Origin of the sequence: Pseudoxanthomonas kalamensis DSM 18571 (assembly GCF_010211745.1) — a bacterium.
Classification (GTDB): Bacteria; Pseudomonadota; Gammaproteobacteria; order Xanthomonadales; family Xanthomonadaceae; genus Pseudoxanthomonas_A; species Pseudoxanthomonas_A kalamensis.
Genome location: NZ_PDWQ01000002.1, coordinates 242677 through 264966 on the forward strand (window position 1 = coordinate 242677; position 22290 = coordinate 264966).

The 22290-nt window shown below is 67.7% G+C and carries 10 protein-coding genes; 4 read left to right on the forward strand and 6 right to left on the reverse strand.

What is annotated here, in order from left to right; translation table 11 throughout:
* Positions 1-4 precede the first annotated feature (4 nt).
* Positions 5-598, reverse strand: a complete 594-nt coding sequence (locus CSC70_RS05160) for a TetR/AcrR family transcriptional regulator (protein ID WP_162455593.1) — start codon at positions 596-598, stop codon at positions 5-7.
* A gap of 238 nt (positions 599-836) precedes the next feature.
* Here CSC70_RS05160 and CSC70_RS05165 point away from each other — a divergent pair, with 238 nt between their 5' ends.
* From CSC70_RS05165 to CSC70_RS05175, 3 genes are all read left to right on the forward strand, one after another.
* Complete coding sequence (locus CSC70_RS05165; protein WP_162455832.1) at positions 837-1727, forward strand: alpha/beta fold hydrolase; 891 nt, start codon at positions 837-839, stop codon at positions 1725-1727.
* Positions 1724-4201 carry an acyl-CoA dehydrogenase gene (locus CSC70_RS05170; RefSeq protein ID WP_162455594.1) on the forward strand — a complete coding sequence of 826 codons (2478 nt, stop codon included), beginning with the start codon at positions 1724-1726 and terminating at the stop codon, positions 4199-4201. The genes CSC70_RS05165 and CSC70_RS05170 overlap by 4 nt, the downstream gene beginning before the upstream one ends.
* Positions 4202-4326: 125 nt before the next feature.
* A complete protein-coding gene (locus CSC70_RS05175) occupies positions 4327-4803 on the forward strand; it encodes a hotdog fold domain-containing protein (protein WP_162455595.1) in 477 nt (158 codons plus the stop codon).
* A gap of 34 nt (positions 4804-4837) precedes the next feature.
* Here CSC70_RS05175 and CSC70_RS05180 read toward each other — a convergent pair whose 3' ends face one another.
* Positions 4838-5191 (reverse strand): DUF1304 domain-containing protein, encoded by a 354-nt coding sequence (locus CSC70_RS05180; protein ID WP_162455596.1) that lies wholly within the window; start codon positions 5189-5191, stop codon positions 4838-4840.
* A gap of 19 nt (positions 5192-5210) precedes the next feature.
* On the reverse strand, positions 5211-6539 hold the full coding sequence (locus CSC70_RS05185) for an NTP/NDP exchange transporter (protein WP_162455597.1): 1329 nt from the start codon (positions 6537-6539) through the stop codon (positions 5211-5213).
* A gap of 106 nt (positions 6540-6645) precedes the next feature.
* On the opposite strand from CSC70_RS05185, the gene CSC70_RS05190 reads away from it, so the two are divergent.
* Complete coding sequence (locus CSC70_RS05190; protein WP_162455598.1) at positions 6646-8235, forward strand: GMC family oxidoreductase; 1590 nt, start codon at positions 6646-6648, stop codon at positions 8233-8235.
* Positions 8236-8337: 102 nt separating this feature from the next.
* Here the strand turns inward: CSC70_RS05190 and CSC70_RS05195 are convergent, their stop codons facing one another.
* Genes CSC70_RS05195 through CSC70_RS05205 form a run of 3 tightly spaced genes read right to left on the reverse strand, consistent with a single transcriptional unit; the run spans position 8338 to position 22204 of the window.
* A complete protein-coding gene (locus tag CSC70_RS05195; RefSeq protein ID WP_162455599.1) occupies positions 8338-9324 on the reverse strand; it encodes an OmpA family protein in 987 nt (328 codons plus the stop codon).
* A gap of 11 nt (positions 9325-9335) precedes the next feature.
* Positions 9336-12743 (reverse strand): TonB-dependent receptor, encoded by a 3408-nt coding sequence (locus CSC70_RS05200; RefSeq protein ID WP_162455600.1) that lies wholly within the window; start codon positions 12741-12743, stop codon positions 9336-9338.
* On the reverse strand, positions 12740-22204 hold the full coding sequence (locus CSC70_RS05205) for an SdrD B-like domain-containing protein (protein ID WP_162455601.1): 9465 nt from the start codon (positions 22202-22204) through the stop codon (positions 12740-12742). Before CSC70_RS05205 ends, CSC70_RS05200 begins: the two co-directional genes overlap by 4 nt.
* Positions 22205-22290: the final 86 nt, after the last annotated feature.

Consider the following 22290-nt stretch of genomic DNA (forward strand, 5'->3'; position numbering starts at 1 on the left):
GCGGTCAGGGCACCAAGGTCTGGATGACGTGTTCCAGATAGGCCTCGAACTCGTCGTGCTGCAGCTTCGGCTGCTGCAGTTGCAGATTCAGCTGCAGGAAGCCGATGTAGGCGGCATAGGTCAGGCGCGCGCGGTGGCGGGAATCGTCGCGGCCGAGGCCGGCCTGGCGGAAGGTCGCGGTCAGGTAGTCGAGCCGGCGCTTGGACACGCGGTCGATCACCGGCTGCACGGCCGGATGGTCCAGCGCTTTCAGCAGTTCGCTGTAGATGATGTGCGGCTTGACCTCGAAGCCGACCACGCGGAACAGCTCACGCAGCCGCTGGTGCGGGTCGGACACCGCCTCCAGGCTGCCGAACACGCTTTCCTGCTCGACCGTCTCCCAGCGCTCCAGCGCGGCGCGCAACAGGGCGTCGCGTGACGGGAAGTGCCAGTAGAAGCTGCCCTTGGTCACTCCCAGCCGGCGCGCCAGCGGCTCGACCGCGACCGCGGCCACGCCCTGCTCGGCGACCAGGTCCAGGGCCGCCTGCGCCCAGTCGTCGGCGCTGAGGCGGGCATTGCGTTGGGCGGGGACGGGTGCCTGGGCTGCGGTCGTGGTCATGACCCGCATTTAACCATACGGGGAGGTTTGCAGCAGTATGTTTTCGGCCGCAATCGCGGAAATTTGCGCTGCGGCGCAGCACCGGCAGGCCCGAATTTCCGGGCTGAGGGGGCCAATCCGCGGGTTCGAGCCAATAATGTGACTTCCGGATTGACTCCTGCAATTTGCCAACTCCATACTAATCCGTATGGAACAAGACGAGACTCTCGCGCAGACTGGTCTGCAGTCATCGCCGACGATGACGGGCGCCGAAGGTTTGTCGCTGGCAGTCAGCCGTTTCGACACCCCGGCCGCGCTGCAGTCGGGGCCGGCCCTGCTGTTCGCCCACGGATTCGGCCAGACCCGCCATGCCTGGCAGCGCAGCGCCCAGCAACTGGCGCGATTGGGCTACCCCGGGCTGACATACGACGCCCGCGGCCATGGCGGATCGGGCTGCAACCCGGCCGGGCTTGCCTATGCCGGCGAACAGTTCACCGACGACCTGATCGTGCTCGCCGGCGAACAGCCGCAGCCGCCGGTGCTGGTCGGCGCCTCGATGGGCGGCCTGTTCGGCCTGCTGGCCGAGGCGCGCTGGCCGGGCCTGTTCCGCGCCATGGTGCTAGTCGACATCACCCCGCGCTGGGAAGCCGCCGGCCTGGAGCGGATTCTGGCGTTCATCACCGCCTTCCCGCAGGGCTTCGATTCGCTGGAGCACGCCAGCGAGGTCATCGCCGCCTACCTGCCGCAGCGGCGCACTCGCAAGAGCGCCGAGGAACTGCGCGAGATCCTGCGGCAGAACGCCGAAGGGCGCTGGAACTGGCACTGGGACCCGCGCCTGGTCGACGATCTGGTCCGCGACTGCGCCCGCCACCAGGACGACATCGCCGAGGCCGCGCACACGATCCGCTGCCCGCTGCTACTGATCAGCGGCGGACGCAGCGACCTGGGGTCCGCGCGCACGGTCGAGGAATTCCGTACGCTGGCGCCGCATGCGCAACACGCGCACCTGCCGGACGCCACCCACATGCTGGCCGGCGACGACAACGACAGCTTCACCTCCACCGTCCGCGACTATCTGGCCGGTCTGCCGGCCGTCGTCCCGGTTTCCACTCACCCTGCCACGGCCCCCGCTACAGGAGCCCACCCATGAGCATCGCGATCCCCATCCTCGTCGTCCTGCTGATCGGCGCCATTGCCGCCTTCCATCGCATGCGCCTGGCGGTCTGGGCTGCACTGACCGGCTCGGCCCTGGTCGCCTGCTGGCTGCTGGGCGCCAGCGCGCCGACCGTTGTCGTGCTCGGCGCATTGCTCGCCGTGATCGCCCTGCCGCTGCTGATCCCGGCCGTGCGCAAGCCGCTGCTGACCGCGCCGGCGCTGAAATTCCTGCGCAAGGCGCTGCCGCCGCTGTCGCAGACCGAACGCATCGCGCTGGAAACCGGCTCGGTCGGTTTCGAGGGCGACCTGTTCAGCGGCGACCCCGACTGGAACAAGCTGCTGAACTATCCCAAGCCGCAGCTGAGCGACGATGAACAGGCCTTCCTCGACGGCCCGGTCGAAGAACTGTGCCGGATGACCAACGACTGGGAGATCACCCACGTCTACGCCGACCTGCCGCCGGAGCTGTGGGATTTCATCAAGCAGAACCGCTTCTTCGGCCTGATCATTCCGAAGAACTACGGTGGCCTGGGCTTTTCCGCGCTGGCCCACCACAAGGTGATCCAGAAGCTGGCCTCGGTCAGCAGCGTGGTCAGCTCGACCGTTGGCGTGCCCAATTCGCTGGGCCCGGGCGAGCTGCTGATGCACTACGGCACCCAGGAACAGAAGGACCATTACCTGCCGCGGCTGGCCGCCGGCCAGGAAGTGCCCTGCTTCGGCCTGACCGGGCCGTTCGCCGGCTCCGACGCCACCTCGATCCCCGACTACGGCATCGTCTGCAAGGGTGAGTGGAACGGCGCCAACGTGCTTGGCGTGCGCATGACCTTCGACAAGCGCTACATCACCCTGGCGCCGGTGGCGACCCTGATCGGCATGGCCTTCCGCATGTACGATCCGGACGGCCTGCTGGGCGACACCCAGGACATCGGCATCACCCTAGCCCTGCTGCCGCGCGATACCGAGGGCGTGGAGATCGGCCGTCGCCACTTCCCGCTGAACTCGACCTTCCAGAATGGGCCGATCCGCGGCAAGGACGTGTTCATCCCGCTCAGCCAGCTGATCGGCGGCGTGGAAATGGCCGGCAAGGGCTGGAACATGCTCAACGAATGCCTGGCCGTGGGCCGTTCGATCACCCTGCCCTCCACCGCCTCCGGTGGGGCCAAGTCCGGCGCCGCGGTGACCGGCGCCTATGCGCGCATCCGCAAGCAGTTCGGGCTGTCGGTCGGCCGCTTCGAGGGCGTCGAGGAGGCGCTGGCGCGGATCGGCGGCAAGGCCTACGCGATCAGCGCGCTGTCGCAGGCGACCGCGGCCGCGGTCGATCGCGGCGACGTGCCGTCGGTGCCGTCGGCGATCGCCAAGTACCACTGCACCACCATGGGCCGCGACGTCGCCAAGGACGTGATGGACATCATCGGCGGCAAGGGCATCATCCTGGGGCCGCGGAATTTCGCCGGCCGCGCCTGGCAGGCCTCGCCGATCGCGATAACGGTCGAAGGCGCCAACATCATGACCCGCAGCCTGCTGATCTTCGGCCAGGGGTCGATCCTGTGCCACCCGTACATCATGAAGGAGATGAAGGCGGCGCAGGAAAGCGACCCGCGCGCCGGGGTCGATGCGCTGGACGCGGCGCTGTTCCCGCACATCGGCGCCGCCATCTCCAACGCGGTGCGTTCGTTCTGGTTCGGCATCACCGGCTCGAAGTTCGGTTCGGCGCCGGGCGACGACTACACCCGCCGCTACTTCCGCAAGCTGGACCGCTACGCGGCCAACCTGGCCCTGCTGACCGACGTCTCGCTCGGCGCGCTGGGCGGCAAGCTGAAGTTCAAGGAGTCGCTATCCGGGCGCCTGGGCGACGTGCTCAGCCATCTGTACATGATGGGTGCGGTGCTCAAGCGCCACCACGATGAAGGCGCGCCGCAGAGCGACCGTCCGCTGCTGGCCTGGGCCTTCCACAACAGCGCCTACGAGATCGAGCTGGCGCTGTCGCAGGCGCTGCGCAACTTCCCGATCAAGCCGCTGGGCTGGCTGCTGTGGCCGGTGGTGTTTCCGTGGGGCCGGCGTGCGGTCGCGCCGGGCGATCGCCTGAGCCATCGCGTGGCCCTGCTGCTGATGGCGCCCAACGAGGCCCGCGAGCGCCTGGCCCGCGGCGTGTTCCTGACCCCGTGCGAAAACAACCCCGGCGGTCGCATTAACAGCTATCTGGCCAAGGCGGTGCTGGCCGAACCGGTGGAGCGCAAGTTCCTGAAGGCGCTGAAGAACAGCGACATCGAGGCGCTGGACTTCGAGACCCAGCTCGACGAGGGCGTCAACGAGGGATGGATCACCGCCGATGAGCGCAAGCAACTGGAAGAACTGCGCGAAATCACCCTGGACGCGATCACGGTGGACGATTTCGACCCACACGAACTGCGCGCGGCCAGCTATTACGACCTGCCGCAGCACAAGCGGCAGCCGCGCGAAGCGGCGTAAGGCATGCGCAACAACGGCGTCTACCCGACGCCGTCGTTGTTTACTGGAAAGCAAACCCTTGGATCGTCATCCCGGCGGCTGTTAAAAGCCGCCGGGATGACGGACAAGAAACAATGGCGGTCGCGATGAGCAATCAGGTCCTGTCCCTCTACAACACGCTCGCCGGCAAGCCGCTCGGCAAGTGGTTGTTCTCGAAGCTGATCTGCTTCAAGGCGCCATATTTCGGCAGCATCGGCCCGCGGGTGACGCGACTGCAACCGGGACGCGGCGAAGCGACAATCCGGCATCGCCGCGGCGTCACCAACCATATCGGCACCGTACACGCGATCGCCCTGTGCAACCTGGCCGAATTCATCGGCGGCCTGAGCTGCGAGGTCAGCCTGCCACCCTCGATGCGCTGGATTCCCAGAGGCATGGCGGTGGAATACCTGAAGAAAGCCGTGGGCACGATGCATGCGGTGGCCACCCCGGCCTTCGAGCCGCACGAAACCAGCGAAGGCTACGAGCTGCCGGTCGAAGTGACGATCTCCGACCCGCAGGGTGAAACGGTGTTCCGCGCCCGCATCGGCATGTGGGTAACGCCGAAGCGTGCGGCGCAGTAGCGAACACGCCCCGCCACGACGCGAGCCGATAGCGTCAGGTCACCAGGATCACTGTGAGGATCGCCGCGAGCGCCGGCAGCCCCTGCACGAAGAAGATGCGCTTGCTGACGCTGTACGCGCCGTACAGCGCGGCCACCACCACGCAACCGAGGAAGAACAGCACCACATTCCATTGCGAGGTACACAACCCCCATAGCAGGCCGGCGGCGAGGAAGCCGTTGTACAGGCCCTGATTGGCCGCCAGCACCCGCGTCGTCTCGGCCTTCTCCGGCGTGTTGCGGAAGGTCTTCAACCCCAGCGGGCGGGTCCACAGGAACATCTCCAGCACCAGGAAATACCCGTGCAACCCTGCCACCAGCAGGGTCAATATCTTGGCCAACATCAGCATCACGTCCTCCCGGTTCGCTTCAGCGGCGCGCGGCCACGGCATCGGTGGTGTTCTCGACCCGGCGCCACAGCCGCCAGCCGATCCCGGCCGCCAGGAAGGCCGCGCCCGCGCTGAGGGCGGCAAATCCGCCGATGCTCATGCCCAGCGTCTTCAGGCCGTTCATGCCGGTGGCAATGGCCACGTCGCCAAAGCGCCAGACGGCGGTGTCGACCGCATCCTGGCCCTTGTAACGCACGTTGCGCGGTACCCGCGTGTACAGGCTGTGCCGCGCCGGTTCGGCCATGCCGTAGGCCAGGCCGCGGCTGACGATCAGCGCCAGCACCGTCGGCGCCAGCGGGCCGACCAACCACGGCAGGGTGAACAGCGGGGCATGCGGATCCTGCGCGAACACCACGACCAGCAGGACCGCCACGCTGATCGACGCCCACAACATGATCAACACCCCCGGCCCCTTCCGCGGCAACAGCCAACGGGTCACGAATACCTGCATCAGCACGGTCAGGATGTTGCAGACCAGGTCCACATCGGCATGGAAACGCGTGCGCGCCGCCGCGTCGGCGAAGGTCGCGCCGGAATAGTCGATCATCAGCGCATAGTTGACCGTGCCGATACCGTCGGCCAGCAGCAGCAGCACCGCCATGCCGCGGATGAAAGGATCGGTGAATATCTGCTTCAACCCGTCCCACATGCTGCCGCCGACCGCGTCCTCGTGGCCGGCCTCGTGCCGACGGGCGCCATGCACACGCGCCCAGCGACCCAGCAGCACCACGCAGACCGTCGCGATGCCCAGCAAGCCGGCCGACACCATCAGCAACGGCGCCACCCCGATCACGTCGACCAGCGAGCGCGTCAGCGCCGGACCGGCCAGCGCGCCCAGCGTGCCGGCGACGGCGATCACCGGGAACAACCGCTTCGACTGGTCCAGGCTCCAGATGTCGGACATGAAAATCCAGAACACCGACACCACGATCAGATTGAACACGCTGACCCAGACGAAGAACACCATACCAAGCATGCGCGGGCTGAGCAGGCCCACATTGGTGAACGCCGGCACGAAGGCCAGCAGGCAGGCGATGAAGAACAGGTACACCACCGGCACCAGCTTGCGCCGCGGCCAGCGCGAGGCCAGCGCGGCGAACACCGGGGTGAGTATCAACGTGGCGACGAAGGTGGCAGCGTAGAACCACGGCAACTGGGTCGAGCCGACCGCGGCCGACAGCTGCTCCCGCACCGGGCGGATCACGTAGTACGCGGCCAGCACGCAGAAGAAATAGACGAAGGAGATGCCCACCGCGCGCCATTCGCCCGCATGCACCCGGCTTGCCGTGGGCGCGTGTTCAGTCTGCATCTGTGCGTGCCCCACGTATTCCGACGGCCGCAGTATACGATGCAGCGCAGCATCGGCAGCAAGCGGGCTGCCGCTATGCTCCGTTCCACCCAGCCCGGACTGCATCGTGTACGACTTCATCATCATCGGCGCCGGCTCGGCCGGCTGCGTGCTGGCCCACCGGCTGTCCGAAGACCCCGACGCCCGCGTGCTGCTACTGGAAGCCGGGCCGCGCGACTGGCACCCGTTCATCCACATGCCAGCCGGGCTGTCGCGGCTGGTCAAGCTGAAAAGCGTCAACTGGAACTACGACACCGAACCACAGCCGCACTTGAACGGCCGCAGGCTGTGGTGGCCGCGCGGGCGGGTGCTGGGCGGCTCCAGCTCGATCAACGCCATGTGCTATATCCGCGGGCTGCCGGACGATTACGACGAATGGAGTGCGCTCGGTGCGCAGGGCTGGAGCTGGCGCGAGGTACTGCCCTACTTCCGCCGCAGCGAAGGCAACAGCCGCGGTAGCGACGCCTTGCACGGTGGCGACGGTCCGTTGAAGGTCTCGGACCTGCGCCACGTCAATTCGCTGTCCTCGGCCTTCATCGAGGCCGCGCAACAGGCCGGCCAGCCGCGCAACGACGACTTCAACGGCCCGCGGCAGGACGGCGCCGGCTTCTACCAGGTCACCCAGAAGGACGGCACGCGCTGTTCCACCGCGGTCGCCTACCTGGATCCGGCACGCAGCCGCCCCAATCTCGAAATCGCCACCGGCGCCCGCGTGCAGCGCATCGTGCTGGAAGGCGGTCGTGCCGTCGGTGTCGAGGTCATGCACGGCAGGCAGCAGCGCCTGCTGCGGGCGCAACGCGAGGTGCTGCTCTGCGGCGGCGCAATCAATTCGCCGCAACTGCTGATGCTGTCGGGCATCGGCCCGGCCGACCATCTTCGTGAATACGGCATCGCCGTGGCCGTCGATCTGCCCCAGGTCGGCGGCAACCTGCAGGACCACCTGGACATCTGCACCCTGCAGCATTCCACCCAGCCGGTCAGCTACGACCGTGCCAGCGAGCTGAAGACCGCATTCGACTACTACCTGCGCGGCAGGCGCGGGCCCGGCAGCAGCAACATCGCCGAAGCCGGCGGCTTCCTGCGCTCACGCCTGGCCGGCGACGCGCGGGCCGACATCCAGCTGCACTTCGTGCCGGCCATGCTGGACGACCACGGCCGCCACCGGCTTGCCGGCGACGGCTACACCCTGCACGCCTGCTTCCTGCGCCCGCGCAGCCGCGGCACGATCGGCCTGGCCAGCGCCGACCCTTGTGCTCCGGCGCGCATCCAGCCCAACTACCTGAGCGATCCCGAGGGCTTCGACCTGGCGATGATGGTCGAATGCGCCAAGGTGTCCCGCGAAATCTTCGCCCAGCCGGCGTTCGATCCCTACCGCGGCGCACCGATCTTCCCCGCCCGCAGCGACCTGTCCGACCGCGAGCTGGCCGACTTCGTCCGCGCCAAGGCCGAAACCGTCTACCACCCGGTCGGCAGCTGCCGGATGGGCCGCGACGACGCCAGCGTGGTCGACCCGCAACTGCACGTCCGCGGCGTGGACGGCCTGCGCGTGGTCGACGCCTCGGTGATGCCGCGCCTGATCGGCGGCAACACCAACGCGCCGACGACCATGATCGCCGAACGGGCGGCGGACCTCATTCTGGGCCGAAAGCCCCTCTAGATCCGGGCTTTTCCGGATCAACGCCACCGGCACGATGACCCGGCGAAGCCGTGCTGTTCAAGTGCGCGCGACCGTCGGCTATCGTCGGATCGTGGGCACCGCTCAACGCGCGACTTTGAGACGCACCTCTACCCGGCGATTCGGGATAAGGCATTCGCGCAAAGCCGCCTGCGGCTTGACGCCATCGCACGATTGCACCTGCTCGGTATCGCCCTTGAAGCTGTAACTCACCTTGCCGGCATCGATGCCGCGTTCGATCAGCAACGCGTGCACCGTTCGCGCGCGACGCTCGGACAGCGCCTGGTTGTAGTCGTGGCCGCGCCCCTGCAGGCGGTCGGCATGGCCCACCAGCTCGACCCCGGTGAGCGTCAGGCCTTCCGTGCGCAGGCGATCGAGTTCGCGGTCCAGGCTCTGCAGCGAGTACGCGCGGATGTCGTCGCGGCCCGAGCGGTCGAACTCGAACAGCACGTTGGCCGTAAGCACGGCATCGGCCGGCAGGACAGCGGCGGCGCACTGGCGCGAAAGCGCCTCGGCATCGCTCACCCAGTCCTCGGCGATCTGGATGTACGGCTTGGCGTGGCGCCACTGCTGCTGGTTGAACTCGTTGCCGGCATGCACCAGCTCCACCTCGCCGCAGGCCACGGCCTGCTGCGCGCATTCGAAGCCCGGGGTGCCGTGGATCGCGCCCAGGCGCTTCCACAGATCCTCGCGCACGCGGGCGGCGTTGTTGACCAACGGCGTGTCGGTGGGCAGCGGGGACACGCCCTGCTCCATGCCCACGATCAGCTTCTCCGATTCGGTCAGCGCTTCCTGCGGGAAGGCGCTGCGATCGTTGCGGCTGTACTCGTGGAAGGACACGTCCAGCCAGCATTGGGCCTTGGACAGATGGTAATCGCGCACCGGCCGGCCAGCGTCGTTGAGTGCCTTGATCCGGCCCTGGGTGTGCTCGTAGCCGGAAAGGTCGGCGTGGATCGCCTCGTCGGTGATCCGGGCATCCGGCGGCACCAGTTGCGTCTGCTGTGCACCGGCGGAGAAGGCAAGGGTCGCCACCACGGCGGCGCACAGGAGGGAGGTCTTCGTATCGGTCATGTCGGTATTCCTCAGCGCACCGGATCGCGGTAGCGGGCGTCTTCCCTGCGGAAGATGTCTTCGTCGAACTTGAAGCGCAGGCGGATGAACGCACCCTGCTGCGTGTACTCGTAGCCGGTCAGGTCTTCGTCACCGCGGAAACCGGTGGCGTTGTAGCCCACCGACAGCCACAGGTTCTGCCGCAGCAGGCGGCCGACTTCCACGCCGAACGCATACTGGTTGGCATCGTCCTGGCCGCGGAAGGCCGAGCCGAGCACGCCGATGTCCCAGTTCTCGGTGATGTCGTAGACGATGCGACCCGACAGCAGCACGGCGTTGAAGTCGTCGTCCACGCGCCCGGTATCGGCATAAAAGAAGCTGTCCTGTTGCCACTTCGCCGCCACCCGGCCGGTCAGCCACCACGGCCGCGACGGGTGCCAGTCCGCGTGCGCCGAGACGATGTGCGCGCTGCTGCGGATGTCCTGACCGGTATCCGAACCGAAGCCGGAGCTGTCCATGCCGCTCTCGTCCTTCTCCAGCTTGTACTCGTAGCGGGCCAGCGCGTTGACGCGGTTGGTGTCGGTGTCGCGGTAGGCCACGCCGACCTGGAACCGGTCCTGCAGCACGTCGCCGCGCGCGTCGTACTCGGTGCGCAAAAGGTAGTTGCGCGCCAGCACGGTCCAGTCGCGGTTGAGCTTGCGCGCGGCCAGGAACTGCAACAACGTGGTGTTGTAGCCCTCGTTGGTGGGCGTGTCGGCGACATCGTCGGAAATGCGGTGTTCCAGCCGCACGTTGCCACGCCACAGCGGATTGGCGCTGTAATCCAGTGCGAAGCCGATGCCGGTGGAATCGCCGATGTTCCCGGAGATCACGTTGGTGTGCTCCAGCGTGGTATCCAGGCGCAAGCCTTCGCGCAGGTCCCAGCGGTTGCGTATGCCCGAGGCGGCCTGGATATCGCGACCGGCAATGGCATCACGCAGGCGGTATTCCGAGAACAGCTGCGTGTCCTTGATGAAGCTGGTGTCCACGCCCAGCGCCAGCGTGTCGGCTTCACGCCCGTCCTGGGTCAGGCCGTTCACGCCGCTGATGCCGGTCTGCTTTTCGTAACGTCCGTAGATGCGGCTGCGCTCGCGCAACTGGTAGTCCATGCCCAGCGCCACGCGGCTGCGGTCTTCGCCATGGATGTCCTGCTCGACTTCGCCACCGATGCTGAAACGGTCGCTGGGGCGATAGCCCACGCCAAGGCGCAGCATGTCCGACGACAGTTCGGTGCCGACCGGCAGGCCGCTGCCCACATCGTTGGGATTGCCGCTGCTGATGATCGGCAGACCGGTCAGCGGGTCCAGCGGTTGCTGGCCGTAGCCCAGCGCACCGCCGCCGGAACCTGTCGCATAACCGCCGGACAGGCCGCCGATGTTGCCGTAACCGCTGCTGGTGGCCCACGTGTAATACGCACCGACGGTTTCGCGGATGGCGCGGTAGCCCACATCCAGCGTCAGCTTGTCGGTGAGCTTCACCCGGGTGCCGGCGCTGGCCGCTTCGCGCTCGCCGCCTTGCGGATTGCGATCCTCGCTGCGCAAGCCTTCGGCGTACAGCTCGAAGCGATCGGTCAGGCGCCAGCGCGCGGTCGCGCTGTACTCGCCCCGCCCGCCGTACAGCGGCGAGGCCGGGTTGTTGAACTCCGGATCGGACTGCCCCGCGAACAACTTCAGGTCCAGCGCCTTGCCGGCATGGCCCAGTTCCACCCGCCATGCATCGCCTTCCACCAGGCCGCTCAGTCCCTGCAGGCCCGGCGTGCCGTACTGGTTGACGCTGTTGGTGTTGACCTCGCTGCGCGTGCGCGCGGCCTCGGCGACCAGCCAGGTGTTGGCGCCGAAACGGTAGCCCACGTTGGCGCTGCCCATCTCGAACGCAGCGAACGGATTGCGGTCGTCCACGTACGAACCACCGACCTCGCCGTGCTCGCCGACACGCAGCTGCGCATCCGCGCCCAGCACCAGGAACTTCTCGGTGCCCTGGTCGAGCTCGTAGGTGATGCGCAGCGACACCGGGTTGAGGTCGCTGTCGAACGCCGGCAGGAAGCTGTTGAGCAGGATGCGGCCTGAGAACGGCTCGAAGCTGTAGTCCACCAGCCGGCCCAGCGGGCGCACCGAGACGATCCGCGAGGGCTGGTCGCGGTCGCGCACGACCACTTCCACCCGCTCGCTGCCTTCCAGCACGGCATTGTTGCGCAGCCCGTACGGACCGCTGCCGGCGGCCGGCAGTTCCTCGATCACCTGACGCAACGAATCCTCGATGGCGAAGACATTGCCGCGCACGCGGGTGTTCTCGAAATGCCAGCCCAGGCCGGTCGCGGTGCGGTTGTAGGTGCCCAGTACCCGCTGACCCGCCTGGGTGCCGAAATCGGCGCCGGTCTGGGTGGCGATGTTGTCGCCGGTCTGGAAGTCGCCGTACAGCAGGTAGCTGCGGTCCTTGTCCACGCGCACGTACAGGCGCTCGGCCGAGCGCGCGTCGAACCCGCGCAGCGAAGCATCGCCGTATACCGGGTAGAACTCCTCCGGCTGGATGTCGCGCAGCAGCCGCGCACGCACATCCTTGTCCGAGTCGTAGGCCGCGGTCAGCAGGTACTCGCCCTTGATCGCGCCCTTGACGAAGAACGCTGTGCGCGCGGCACCGTTGGCCTTGCCGTTGTTAAACTGCTTCTCCCAGCGGCGGATTTCCCGTTCGAACCCGTCTCCCTGCTGGGTGCCATTGATCAGGTTGTTGCCATCGCGGCGGAAATTGATGACGCCCTCGATCAGGCCGGTGGCGAGCAGTTCGCGCATCTCGGGCACGAAGCCGATCACGCCTTCGGCGCTGTGGCTGCCCGATGTCACTCGCAGCAGCACATCCTGCGGATCGTGCGGCGCCAGCAGTTCGAATTCGGCACGCCCGTCGCGTACCGGCAACTGGATGCCTGGGGTAACCTGATCGGCATCGAGACGGCCGGGGCCGAGCTCGTCGGTACGGCCGTCGGCCAGCTTGATGCGTCCGCCGCTGTGCTCGATGGTGGCGAAGGACTCGCCCGCCATCGGCTTGCCTTCGGCATCGTACAACTGCACGACCACCTTTACTGGCGACTGGCCATCGGCCGGCACGCCGTCGCGGTCGACTTCGACCACCACACGATCAACGCCGGCATTGACGCTGTAGTCGACGTTGCCGGGTTGTGCGTACAGCGGTTGCGGCGCGCTGTCCCGCGATTCGGGCGATTGCGGATACAGCGGCGTGGCCTGGCCCAGCACCGGGGTGAAGCGCTGGTCGCCGGACACGCTCTGCGCCATTGCCAACGAAGGTGTCACCGCGAGCGCAAGCGCCAGCGCGAGGGGATGGAGCGAATGACGCGAAACATGCATGGCACGGGATTCCGGGATCGACGAACGCAGGGCGAAGCGGCTCATGGCTGCACCTCCCCGTTGCGTGCGTCGTTCGTACCGGTTGGCCTCGGATCGATGATCGGCCGCTGGTCGGACGAATCGGTGCCCTGCTGCGGCGCGCGCGCCGGCTTGCTCTCGAAGCGCAGGGGCTGCTGCCCGCGTTCGGTTTCCGGCGCGCGGACCTCACCCTGCGTGCGTCGCGCCTTCACCTGCTCGACCACCGGGTTGGAGCAGCTGCCCTCGATGAAGTCGGCGCGATGCAATTCGCCATTCTTCAGGTCGATGAACAGGCTGTCCGCATCCCCCAGGTTGCGGTTGCTGCTGGTGGTCAGACGCGAACCCACGGGCAGGGTCGACGGATCGACCTTCAGCGTATGGCTCTTCGGCGGCAGGCCGCAGTAGCTGTACTTGCCTTCCGAATCACTGACCATCCAGGTGCCGTCCTCGAAGTACATGCGCACGCCGGGAATGCCCAGCTCCTCCTCGTCCTGCAGGTGATTGACGTTGCAGTCCACGAAGATCTTGCCCAGCACGCAGCCCTCGTCGGCGAATACGCCACCGCTGACGATCACGCGGTACTCGGCCGGGTTGGACGGCACCACGCCACCGTTCGGGTACGGCGCCAGCGTGGACGGATCGACGCAGCCGCCATCGATCGAACAGCCATAGGCCCGCGCGCGGTTGATGCCGTCGCCCTGCTGGCTGCCCACGCCCGCGCGTGCGCGGTAGGTCAGCACCTTCTGCTGGCCCACGGCGAGTTCGCCGACGTCGAACACCAGCGTCGGGCCCGGCTTGCCGAGCGGATCGGCGATGCCGGCACTGTCGACGCGCGCGGTACCTTCGATGAAGGTGAAGCCGTGCGGCAGGCGGTCGATCACGTTGACGGTACCCATCGCCGCGCCCGCGGTCTGCCGGATGGTGATGGTGTAGACCAGGCTGTCACCCACTTCCACGGTCTTGCGGTCGCCGGTCTTGGTGATGACCAGGCCGGGGGCGACCTGCGGATCCAGCGGGATGTGGTTGTGCACCGGCGCCGCAACGCCGGAACCCAGCGTCAGCTCCAGGTAATAGGTGGTCGACGTGCCGACCGGACCGGTGGGTGCGGTGGCGTTGGTCTGCACCGGATAGCTTTCGCCCGGCGTGGATGGTGGCGTCAACGATGAAGTTTCCGCCGGAATCATGCCGGACTCGAACGCATAGCCGGCCGGCGGCGTCACCGCCAACTGGAAGCTGCACGACGCAGGCGCGTCCGGTCCCAGCAGGAACTGGTAGAAGCCATCCGCGCCGACCGTCATCGACACCGACGAGCCCTGCACGGTGTAGCCACCCAGCGAGGCGTTCAGCACGTGCTGCTCGGGCGCATAGCCCGCGCAGGTACCGATCGGCGTCAGGGTGACGCGCGAACCGGGAACCGGCGTACGCGTCGTCGCGTCGTAGACCACACCACCAGGGTTCAGCGGCAGGCTTTGCTGCGGCAGGTTTGCGCCGGGCGCCAACACGACGGCCAGGTGGGTGCTGCCACCCTCGTTGCTGCGGCACGAACTGGCCGTGCCGTTGGCCGTGGCGTTGTCGGCATCGCAGGGCACGGGCGGACCGGCGACGGTTTCGCCGCTGACCGGCAGACCCCAGACCACGCCCGTGGCCGGATCGCGGAAGCGGATGTCCAGCGGAATGCCGGGCACCTGATCGGCGATGGAATAGCTGCCGTCCACACCGGTGGTCGCAGTGCCCACGACCTGGCCGCTGGCGTCGACCACTTCCACGACCCAGCCGGACAGGCGACGGTCACCGCCATCGATGCGGCCGAAGTCGCTGCCCTGATCGAACCACACCGTACCCGACACCGAGGCCGACAGTTGCACCGGCGTCGGCAGCTGGCAGGCGTTCTGGGTGATCGCCGGGTCGCACACCGGCAGGTCGCCCGGGTTGCCTTCGAAATCGGCGCGCTCTTCCGGCGTCGGCGTGCGGAATTCGTTTTCGCCGCCACCCTCGACGATCACTGCATTGCTTACCGGCGTGGCCGTCGCCGCGGCCGCGGCCACGTGCACCGCGGCGACGATGCTGTCGGCCGAGGTCGCGCCCGCCGCGATCGCCGTGCTGCTGACGCAGCGGAAACCGGTGTCGCCCACTGCGCCGGTACAGGTCCAGCCCGTACCGACCGGCGTGGCCGCCAGCGTCAGGCCGGCCGGCAGGCGATCTTCCACCACGTACTCGCCCGCGCTGGGCTGCTGCCCGATATTGCGCACGCGCAGCGTGTAGCTGGCGGTGTTGTTGACGGTGAAGATGGCCGGCGTCGCGGTCTTGCTGACCACCAGGTCGGGCGAATCGCCGATCTCGCCGAAATTGTTGTCGATCGACTCGCCACCCGGCGGCAGCACGATGCCGCTGATCGCCGACGGCGTGGTGTCCACCGGCGTCGCGGTACCGGTGGTGGTGCCGTCGATGGTGCCGGCGCTGGTGATGCCGTTGAGCGTCTCCGGCGGCTGCGTCGGCTCGGTCACCGTGTAGGTGCCCGGACGCAAATCGTCGAAACGATAACGGCCCTCGACATCGGTGGTGACGGTGACATCGACGGGCTGGCCCAGGTCGTCGGTGCCGGTCAGCACCACCTGCACGCCGGCAAAACCGCCTTCGCCCGTATCGACGACACCGTTGTTGTTGCCGTCGTTGTAGACGCGACCACCGATGGTGCCGGCCGGCACTTCGCCGAAGTCATTGCCGGTGACGGCCTCGCCCACGCCCAGCGTGACATTGCTGATGACGGAGGGTGTGGTCGTGGGCGGGGTGACGTCGCCACCACCGGTCCCGGCGACGGTCGTGCCGTTCAGCGTGCCCGCAGGCTGCTCGGGCTCGGTGATCGTGTACGTGCCCGGCGGCAGTTCGGTGAACGCGTAGCTGCCATCCGGTTGCGTGGTCACTTCGCGGGTGATGGTGTTGCCGGCCAGGTCGGTGCCGGTCAGACGCACGGTGACGTTGCCGATACCTTCCTCCGACGGATCGACGACACCGTCGTTGTCGGCATCGCTCCACACGCGCCCACCGATCGAACTGTTGAGCGGAATCTCGCCGAACAGGTTGTCGATCGAACTGGCGCCAGGCGTGCTCAGGTCGATCGCGCTGATCGCGCTGGGCACGGTGGCGATCGGCGTGGCGGTCCCCGTCGATGTGCCGCCGACGGTGCCGGCGATGGTCTGGCCGTTGCTGGTGCCGGTCGGCTGCGTGGGTTCGGTCACCGTGTAGGTGCCCGGCCGCAAGCCTTCGAACGCATAGTCGCCACTGGCGTCGGTGGTGGTGCTCAACGACACCGCCGCGCCGGTATCGTCGGTACCGGTCAGGGTGATGGTCACGCCATCGATGCCGGTTTCGGCCGCACCGGACTGCACGCCGTCGTTGTCGGCATCGAAGAACACGCGGCCGGACAGGGCCACGCCGAGCGTCTCGCCGAAGTCATTGTCGATCGACGCGCCGCCCGCGGGCAGTACGATGCCGGCCACCGCACTGGGCACTGCATCCACGGGCGTGGCGACGCCACTGGTGCTGCCGCCGACAGTGCCGGCCACGGTGATGCCGTTGATCGTGGTCAGGCCGCCGACCACCGGCTGCGCGGCCTGTTCGCTGACGGTATAGGTGCCGCCCAGCAGATCGTCGAAGCGATAGTCGCCATTGGCGTCGGTGACCACCGCGGACACTGCATTGCCCAGCGCGTCCACCGTGCCCGCCGGCAACGACACACTGACGCCGGCAATGCCGCTCTCGCCCGCATCGCGCACGCCGTTGTTGTTGGCGTCCAGCCACACGCTGCCGGACAGCGACGCGGCACGTTCGCCAAAGTCGTTGCCGCTGGAGCCGGTCGCCGGCAGATTGCTGACGGTGATGGTATTGCCCGGATTCACCTGGCCGTCCGCCAGATCGTCCGGCTGCGTCTCGACGATGCGGTAGCTCTGGCCGGTGATTGCGCCGCCGTAGCTGTAGCCGCCGTTCGCATCCGTGACCAAGGTGACCGGCGGCAGATCGTCCGCCGTGCCGAATACGCCGTCCGGCCCCGCACCTTCGATCACCACGGTGACGCCGGGAAGGCCGGGCTCGCCACCATCCTGGTTGCCATTGTCGTCGCGGTCCAGGTAGACCGTGCCGTCGATAATGGCATTGGCAAGTTCGCCGAACAGATAGCCGGTCGCCGTCTGGCCCGCATCGATGATGATGCCGTCGATGACGTTCGACGTAGTCGCGTTGCCCGGCGTGGCGGCATTGCCCGGCGTGTGTCGGCCATCGATGTAGCCGACCGGCTGCGTTTCCGTGACCGTGTACGTGGTACCGCCCTGCGGCGGCAGCAAGTCGGGGAACAGGTACGCACCGCTGGCATCGGTCTGCACGCTGACGTTGACCGGATTGCCGAGCAGGTCGGTCCCGGTCAGGGTCAGGGTGACACCGGAGATCGGGTTCTCGCCGCCGTCGAAGTTGCCGTTGTCGTTGTTGGCTGGCGTGCTCGAGAAGTCCTCGAACACCGCGCCCGCCAGCGAGCCCAGCGTCTCGCCGAAATCATGGCCCGAGGTCCCGGTGGATGGCAGCGCCGCGATGTCGATGACGTTGGCCGGGTTCTCGGTGCCGTCACCGTAGCCATCCGGCTGCGTCTCGGTGACGCGGTAGTCCTGGCCGACCACCAGGTCGGTGAACTGGTACGCGCCGTTGGCGTCGGTCTGCAACGTCACCGGCGCCGGGTCGTCGCCGTTGCCGAAGATGCCGTCGGCGCCGGCGCCGGTCAGAACGACGGTGACGCCCTGCAGGCCGCCATTCGGACTCGAATTGACCATACCCGTATCGCCGGCATCGAAATCGCCGTTGTCGTTGCGGTCGACGTAGACGTTGCCGCTGATGCCGGCCACGGCGGCTTCGCCGAAGTTGAAGTCGGTACCGTCGGTGCCCGCGCCCAGGTCGATCGTGCTGATGCGGTCGGTGGTGGTGGCGTCGCCGCCCACACCCGTGCCCGGCGTGCAGCCGCTGGTGCATGCCGCGCCGCCGATCTGGCCGGGATTCACCGCAGCGGGCAGGTTCTGGTAGCTGCCGGTCGGCAACACTTCGCGCAACGTGTATACGAGCAGCGGGTCCAGGTCGGTGAATTCATAGGCGCCGGAAGCATTGGTCGTGGTGGTTGCCACGACGGCACCGGTGGCCGCATCCAGCAATTCGACTGTCGCACCGGCGATCGCGCCATCGCTGCCATTGCGGACGTTGTCGAAGTTGGCATCGACATATACGAAACCCGACAACGAGGGTCGACGCACTTCCGGGAAGTTGTAGCGAACACCGGCATCGTCGACGCCGACCAGAATCGCGGCGATCACCGAGTCCGGCGAACCGACGCTGTAACCGCCGCCCAGCGAGGGCTCGTTCCCGCCCGCAGTGGGCAGCGCCGAGGGGCTGTTGATGTAGCCCGCGGGCTGCGTCTGTGTCAGCGTGTAGCCCGACGCGTCCGCCGGTGACAGATTGGCAAAGCTGTAGCTGCCGTCGGCCGCCGTCGTGGCGGTACGGCTGACCGCATTGCCGTAGGCATCGGTGCCGGTCAGGGTGATGGTCACGCCGCCGATGCCCGGCTCGGCCGCCGTACCCTGGTGCGTGCCGCCATTGGCGCTGGCACGATCACGGTCTTCGAACACCACGCCCGCCAGCGAGGAACGCGTCACCGCCAGCGGCACGGTCGTCGTGTTGTTGCCGGGAACCGGGTCGACCTGCTCCGTGGCGACCGTCGCGGTATTGTTGGCACTGCCGCCGGACGGATACGTGTCCCAGCGTGCAGGCACGATGATGCGCACGCGTCCGGTCGCGGTCACGTCGCCCAGGTTGCAGGTCACGATGTTGCCGGCCTGGCTGCAGTTGCCGGTGCCCACGGGCACTTCGCCGCCGCCCGGGTCGGGGCCCACCTTGCGCCAGGTGATCGCGCCGGTGACCACCAGACCTGTCGGCAGCGTGTCGGTGATCACCGTGCCGGTGCCGTTGAGCGGGCTGTCACCGCTGCGGTCGATCGACAGGCTGGCGCCGGGACCGTTGTTGACACCGTCGATCACGTAGAAGAACGGCTGCCGCAACGCCACGCTGGTCGCCTGCGGCGGCAGCGCCACTGCCGGGTCGGTGTCGGGCGACGCGACCACGGCCGTCTTCGTCACGCCCATGTCGGCGCGTGCACGGATGGTGGTCTCCTCGTCGGCAGTGTTGTTGGCAGGGTTCGGATCGGTTTCCGCCGAAGTCGCCGTGACCGTATTGCCTAGGGTGTCGCCGGAGGTACCCGGCGGGGTTTCGTACTGGAAACGCACGTACAAGGTGCTGGTCTGGCCACTGGCAACCACGCCGGGCTGATTGGGGGCAAAGCCCGCACCCGGCATCGCGCAGTCCAGCGTCATCGGGGCGCCCACCGTCGGATTGGCTCCGGCGGTCACGCTGCACGCGCCGATCACGAACGGCCCAGCCGTCGTTTCCGACGCACCGATGTAGCGCACGGTACGGCCGGGCTGCGGTATGAGCGTGTCCGAAACCCGGACATTGGTAGCCAGCGACGGACCATTGTTGAGCACGGTCAGCTGGTAGGTGACCAGGTTCTGGCTGATGTCGTCAGCGTTGTAGCCCAGCGGATCCACGCCGCCGGCGAAGCCCACGTCCACCTTGTTGGTGATCAGGTCCGCGGTGCCGCTGTTGAACGGCAGCGTGGCACTGCGCTGGTCATCGCCAGTGGATGGGTCGAGGTTGTAATCGAAACTGCCGTTGGCATCGCTGCCGGTCGCCGGATCGGGCACACCGTCGCCGTTGCGGTCGAAATAGAAATCGGCCACGTTGGTGAAGATGCGACCGGTGTTATCGACGTTGACATTGGGGCGGACCACCACCGTCATGGCTTCGGTCTGACCATTGCCAAGCGACAGCGGGGCGCAGGTCAGCGTCACCGTGGCGGGGGCGGCGGTCGGATTGGCGTACGAAGTGCCGCCGCCAGCCGGTGCGGTGGTGATCCCCGGCCCCGGGGTCGCGGTACAGGCAGTGACGCCGCCTCCGGTCCGGACCGCCGACACCAGCACGAAGCCAGCGTCGTTTGCCGGCAACGTGAAGACATCGCGGAACACCACGCCCGGCGCAACGGATGGGCCCTGGTTGGCGTACGACATCACGTAGGTGGTATTGACGCCCGCCTGGCCGGTGGCGCCGGAGGTGATGTTCTTCGCCGTGGTCTGCACATTGGCCACACGGTCGACCTGCAGCCAATCCGAAGCACTGTTGTTGGCCGTGTTGATCTCGCCAACCGAGCCTGCAACGGACGCATCGACGCCGACACCGGCGGTGTTGCAGAACGCGTTGCTGACCGTCGCGCCACCGCAGGTGGTCGTGCCGGTGCCGGCACTGTCGAACAGCGCCCGTTGCACGGTCAGCACGATCGTCGCGCTGGCGCCGCTGGCCAGGGCAGTGGTGCCGGAACGACAGACCACCGATCCGCCGGTAGTGCATGTCCAACCGGCCGGAACCGTGCTGGCGGTCACCGTCGTGCGGCCAGCAACGAAACCGGGGATGGCGTCGTTGACCACCACGCCGGTCGTGCTGTCGGGGCCGTCGTTGGTCACCGTCAGCGTGTAGGTCACCGTGGTCTGGCTGGCCGTCAGCACGTTGTCGGCGGTGCCGGGGCCGTTGGTCTGCTTGGCGATGCGCAGGTCGGCACGCTCGTTGGTGGTACGGGTGCCCGCTCCGTTGCAGTCGTTGCCGGCTTCCGGGTCGGTGTCGATGCCGTTGCCGGTAAGAGGTTCGAGCGAGCCGTTGGAGCCGCCCGTGCACGCCGTATTGGTGAGCGAACCGGGCGCGCGCGCGCGGCTGACGATTTGCAGTTGCGGAGCATCGGCGCCCACGGCCAGCGGCAGCGAACCGGGGTTGAGATCGCAGGTGACGCGCTGACGTGCCGGCGGCACCGCATAGGGGTTGTCGACGCTGCAAGTCCACGGTCCGGAGGCGGAAACGAATTCCTCGCCTGCAGCCAGTTCGTCCACCACCTGCACCTGGTCGGTCGCCGCACGCGGGCCCAAGTTGCTGACGGCGATGTTCGAGGTCATCCGGCTGTCGGCATCGCTGCCGATACCGTCCCACACGGCGACCAGCGCGGGCGTCTTGTTCTTGCTCAGCGCCAGGTCGGCGCCGTCGGCCAGCACCGTGAAAGTCACGCTGCCGCTGTTGTTGTCGACGCCGCTGCCGGGGCTGTTCGGGTCCGGCGTGTTCGAGGCGATGGTCGCGGTGTTGGTGACATCGCCGCTGCTGTTCGCCCCGGTCGACGGCACCGTCGCCGTGATCGTGATCGTTTCCACGGCGCCGACCGGCATGTCCGCGCCACGGGTACAGGTGCGCGTGCTGTTGGCGCCGTCATTCGCGCAGGCCCACGCGCCGGGCTGGGTGCCACCGGTGATGACGAAACCCGCGGGCAGCGCATCGATGATGCTCGCGTTCTGCGCCACGCTGGGGCCCAGGTTGCGGGCCGTCAGGGTGAAGGTAACCTCCTGGCCGGCAATGGCCGGGGCAGGCGCGGCCGATTTGGCCAGCGCCAGGTCGGCGCCCGGCGTGATCGCCGTGCTGACATCGGCATCGTTGTTGCTCGGGTCGGGATCCGGCGTGCCGATGCCCTCCACCACCGCCGCGTTGGTGATGTTGCCGCTGCCGGCCGTGACGAGCGCACGGAACGTGAAGGAGGCGCTGGCGCCCACCGCCAGCGTACCGGCGTGGGTGGCCGTCATCGTGCCGGCGCTGAAGGTCCAGCCGGCACCACTGAAGCTGTTGGGCACATAGGTCGTGGCCGCGGGCAGCGTATCGACGACACGGAAATTGGTGGACGGGCTGGGGCCATCGTTGGTGACCATCAGCGTGTAGGTCACTTCGCCGCCACCCACCACGGGGTTGGGCGTCGCCGTCTTCTGCAGGCGCAGATCGCCCGCCTCGATCAGCGTGGTGGTCTGGTTGCGGATGTTGTTGGCGGTATTGGTGTCGCCGGCGAAGAACGGATCGGACACATCGAGGCTGTCGATCGGCGTACTGGCTGGCGGCAGACTGGTGCCGAAGCCGATTGCGCCGTGCACGACCACCGAACCCGGTGCCTGCCCGCCGGTATCCACGCCGATCTGGAAGCTGACCGGCGAGCCGCCGGCCAGCGTGCCCTGCAGCGCGCCGTGATTGCAGACAATGCGGGTAGAAACGACCGGATCGGCTGCGCAGAATGCGGGAAGGCTGCCGGCCGTGGTGCCGGGCGGCAGGTCGAAGATACTGACGGTATCGCTGGCAACATCGCCCGCGCCGTTTTCCAGGGTGATGCTGTAGACCACCTCGCTGCCCGCAGGCGCCGGGTCGTAACCGCTATCGGAAAAGTCGGTGATCTGCAGGTCGGCCGACCACGCCAGGGGTGACACCACGCACAAGGCCACGGCTGCCAGGCGCCGCCAGGCGGCCAGGGTCTCGTGTCTGCGGGGTGGCCGCACGTCCGGCGAATTCTTCGCCGACCGCAATACTGCGTACACGGCACTACGCACCGCAATCACTGGCTTGCTCACTACATCCCCCTGAC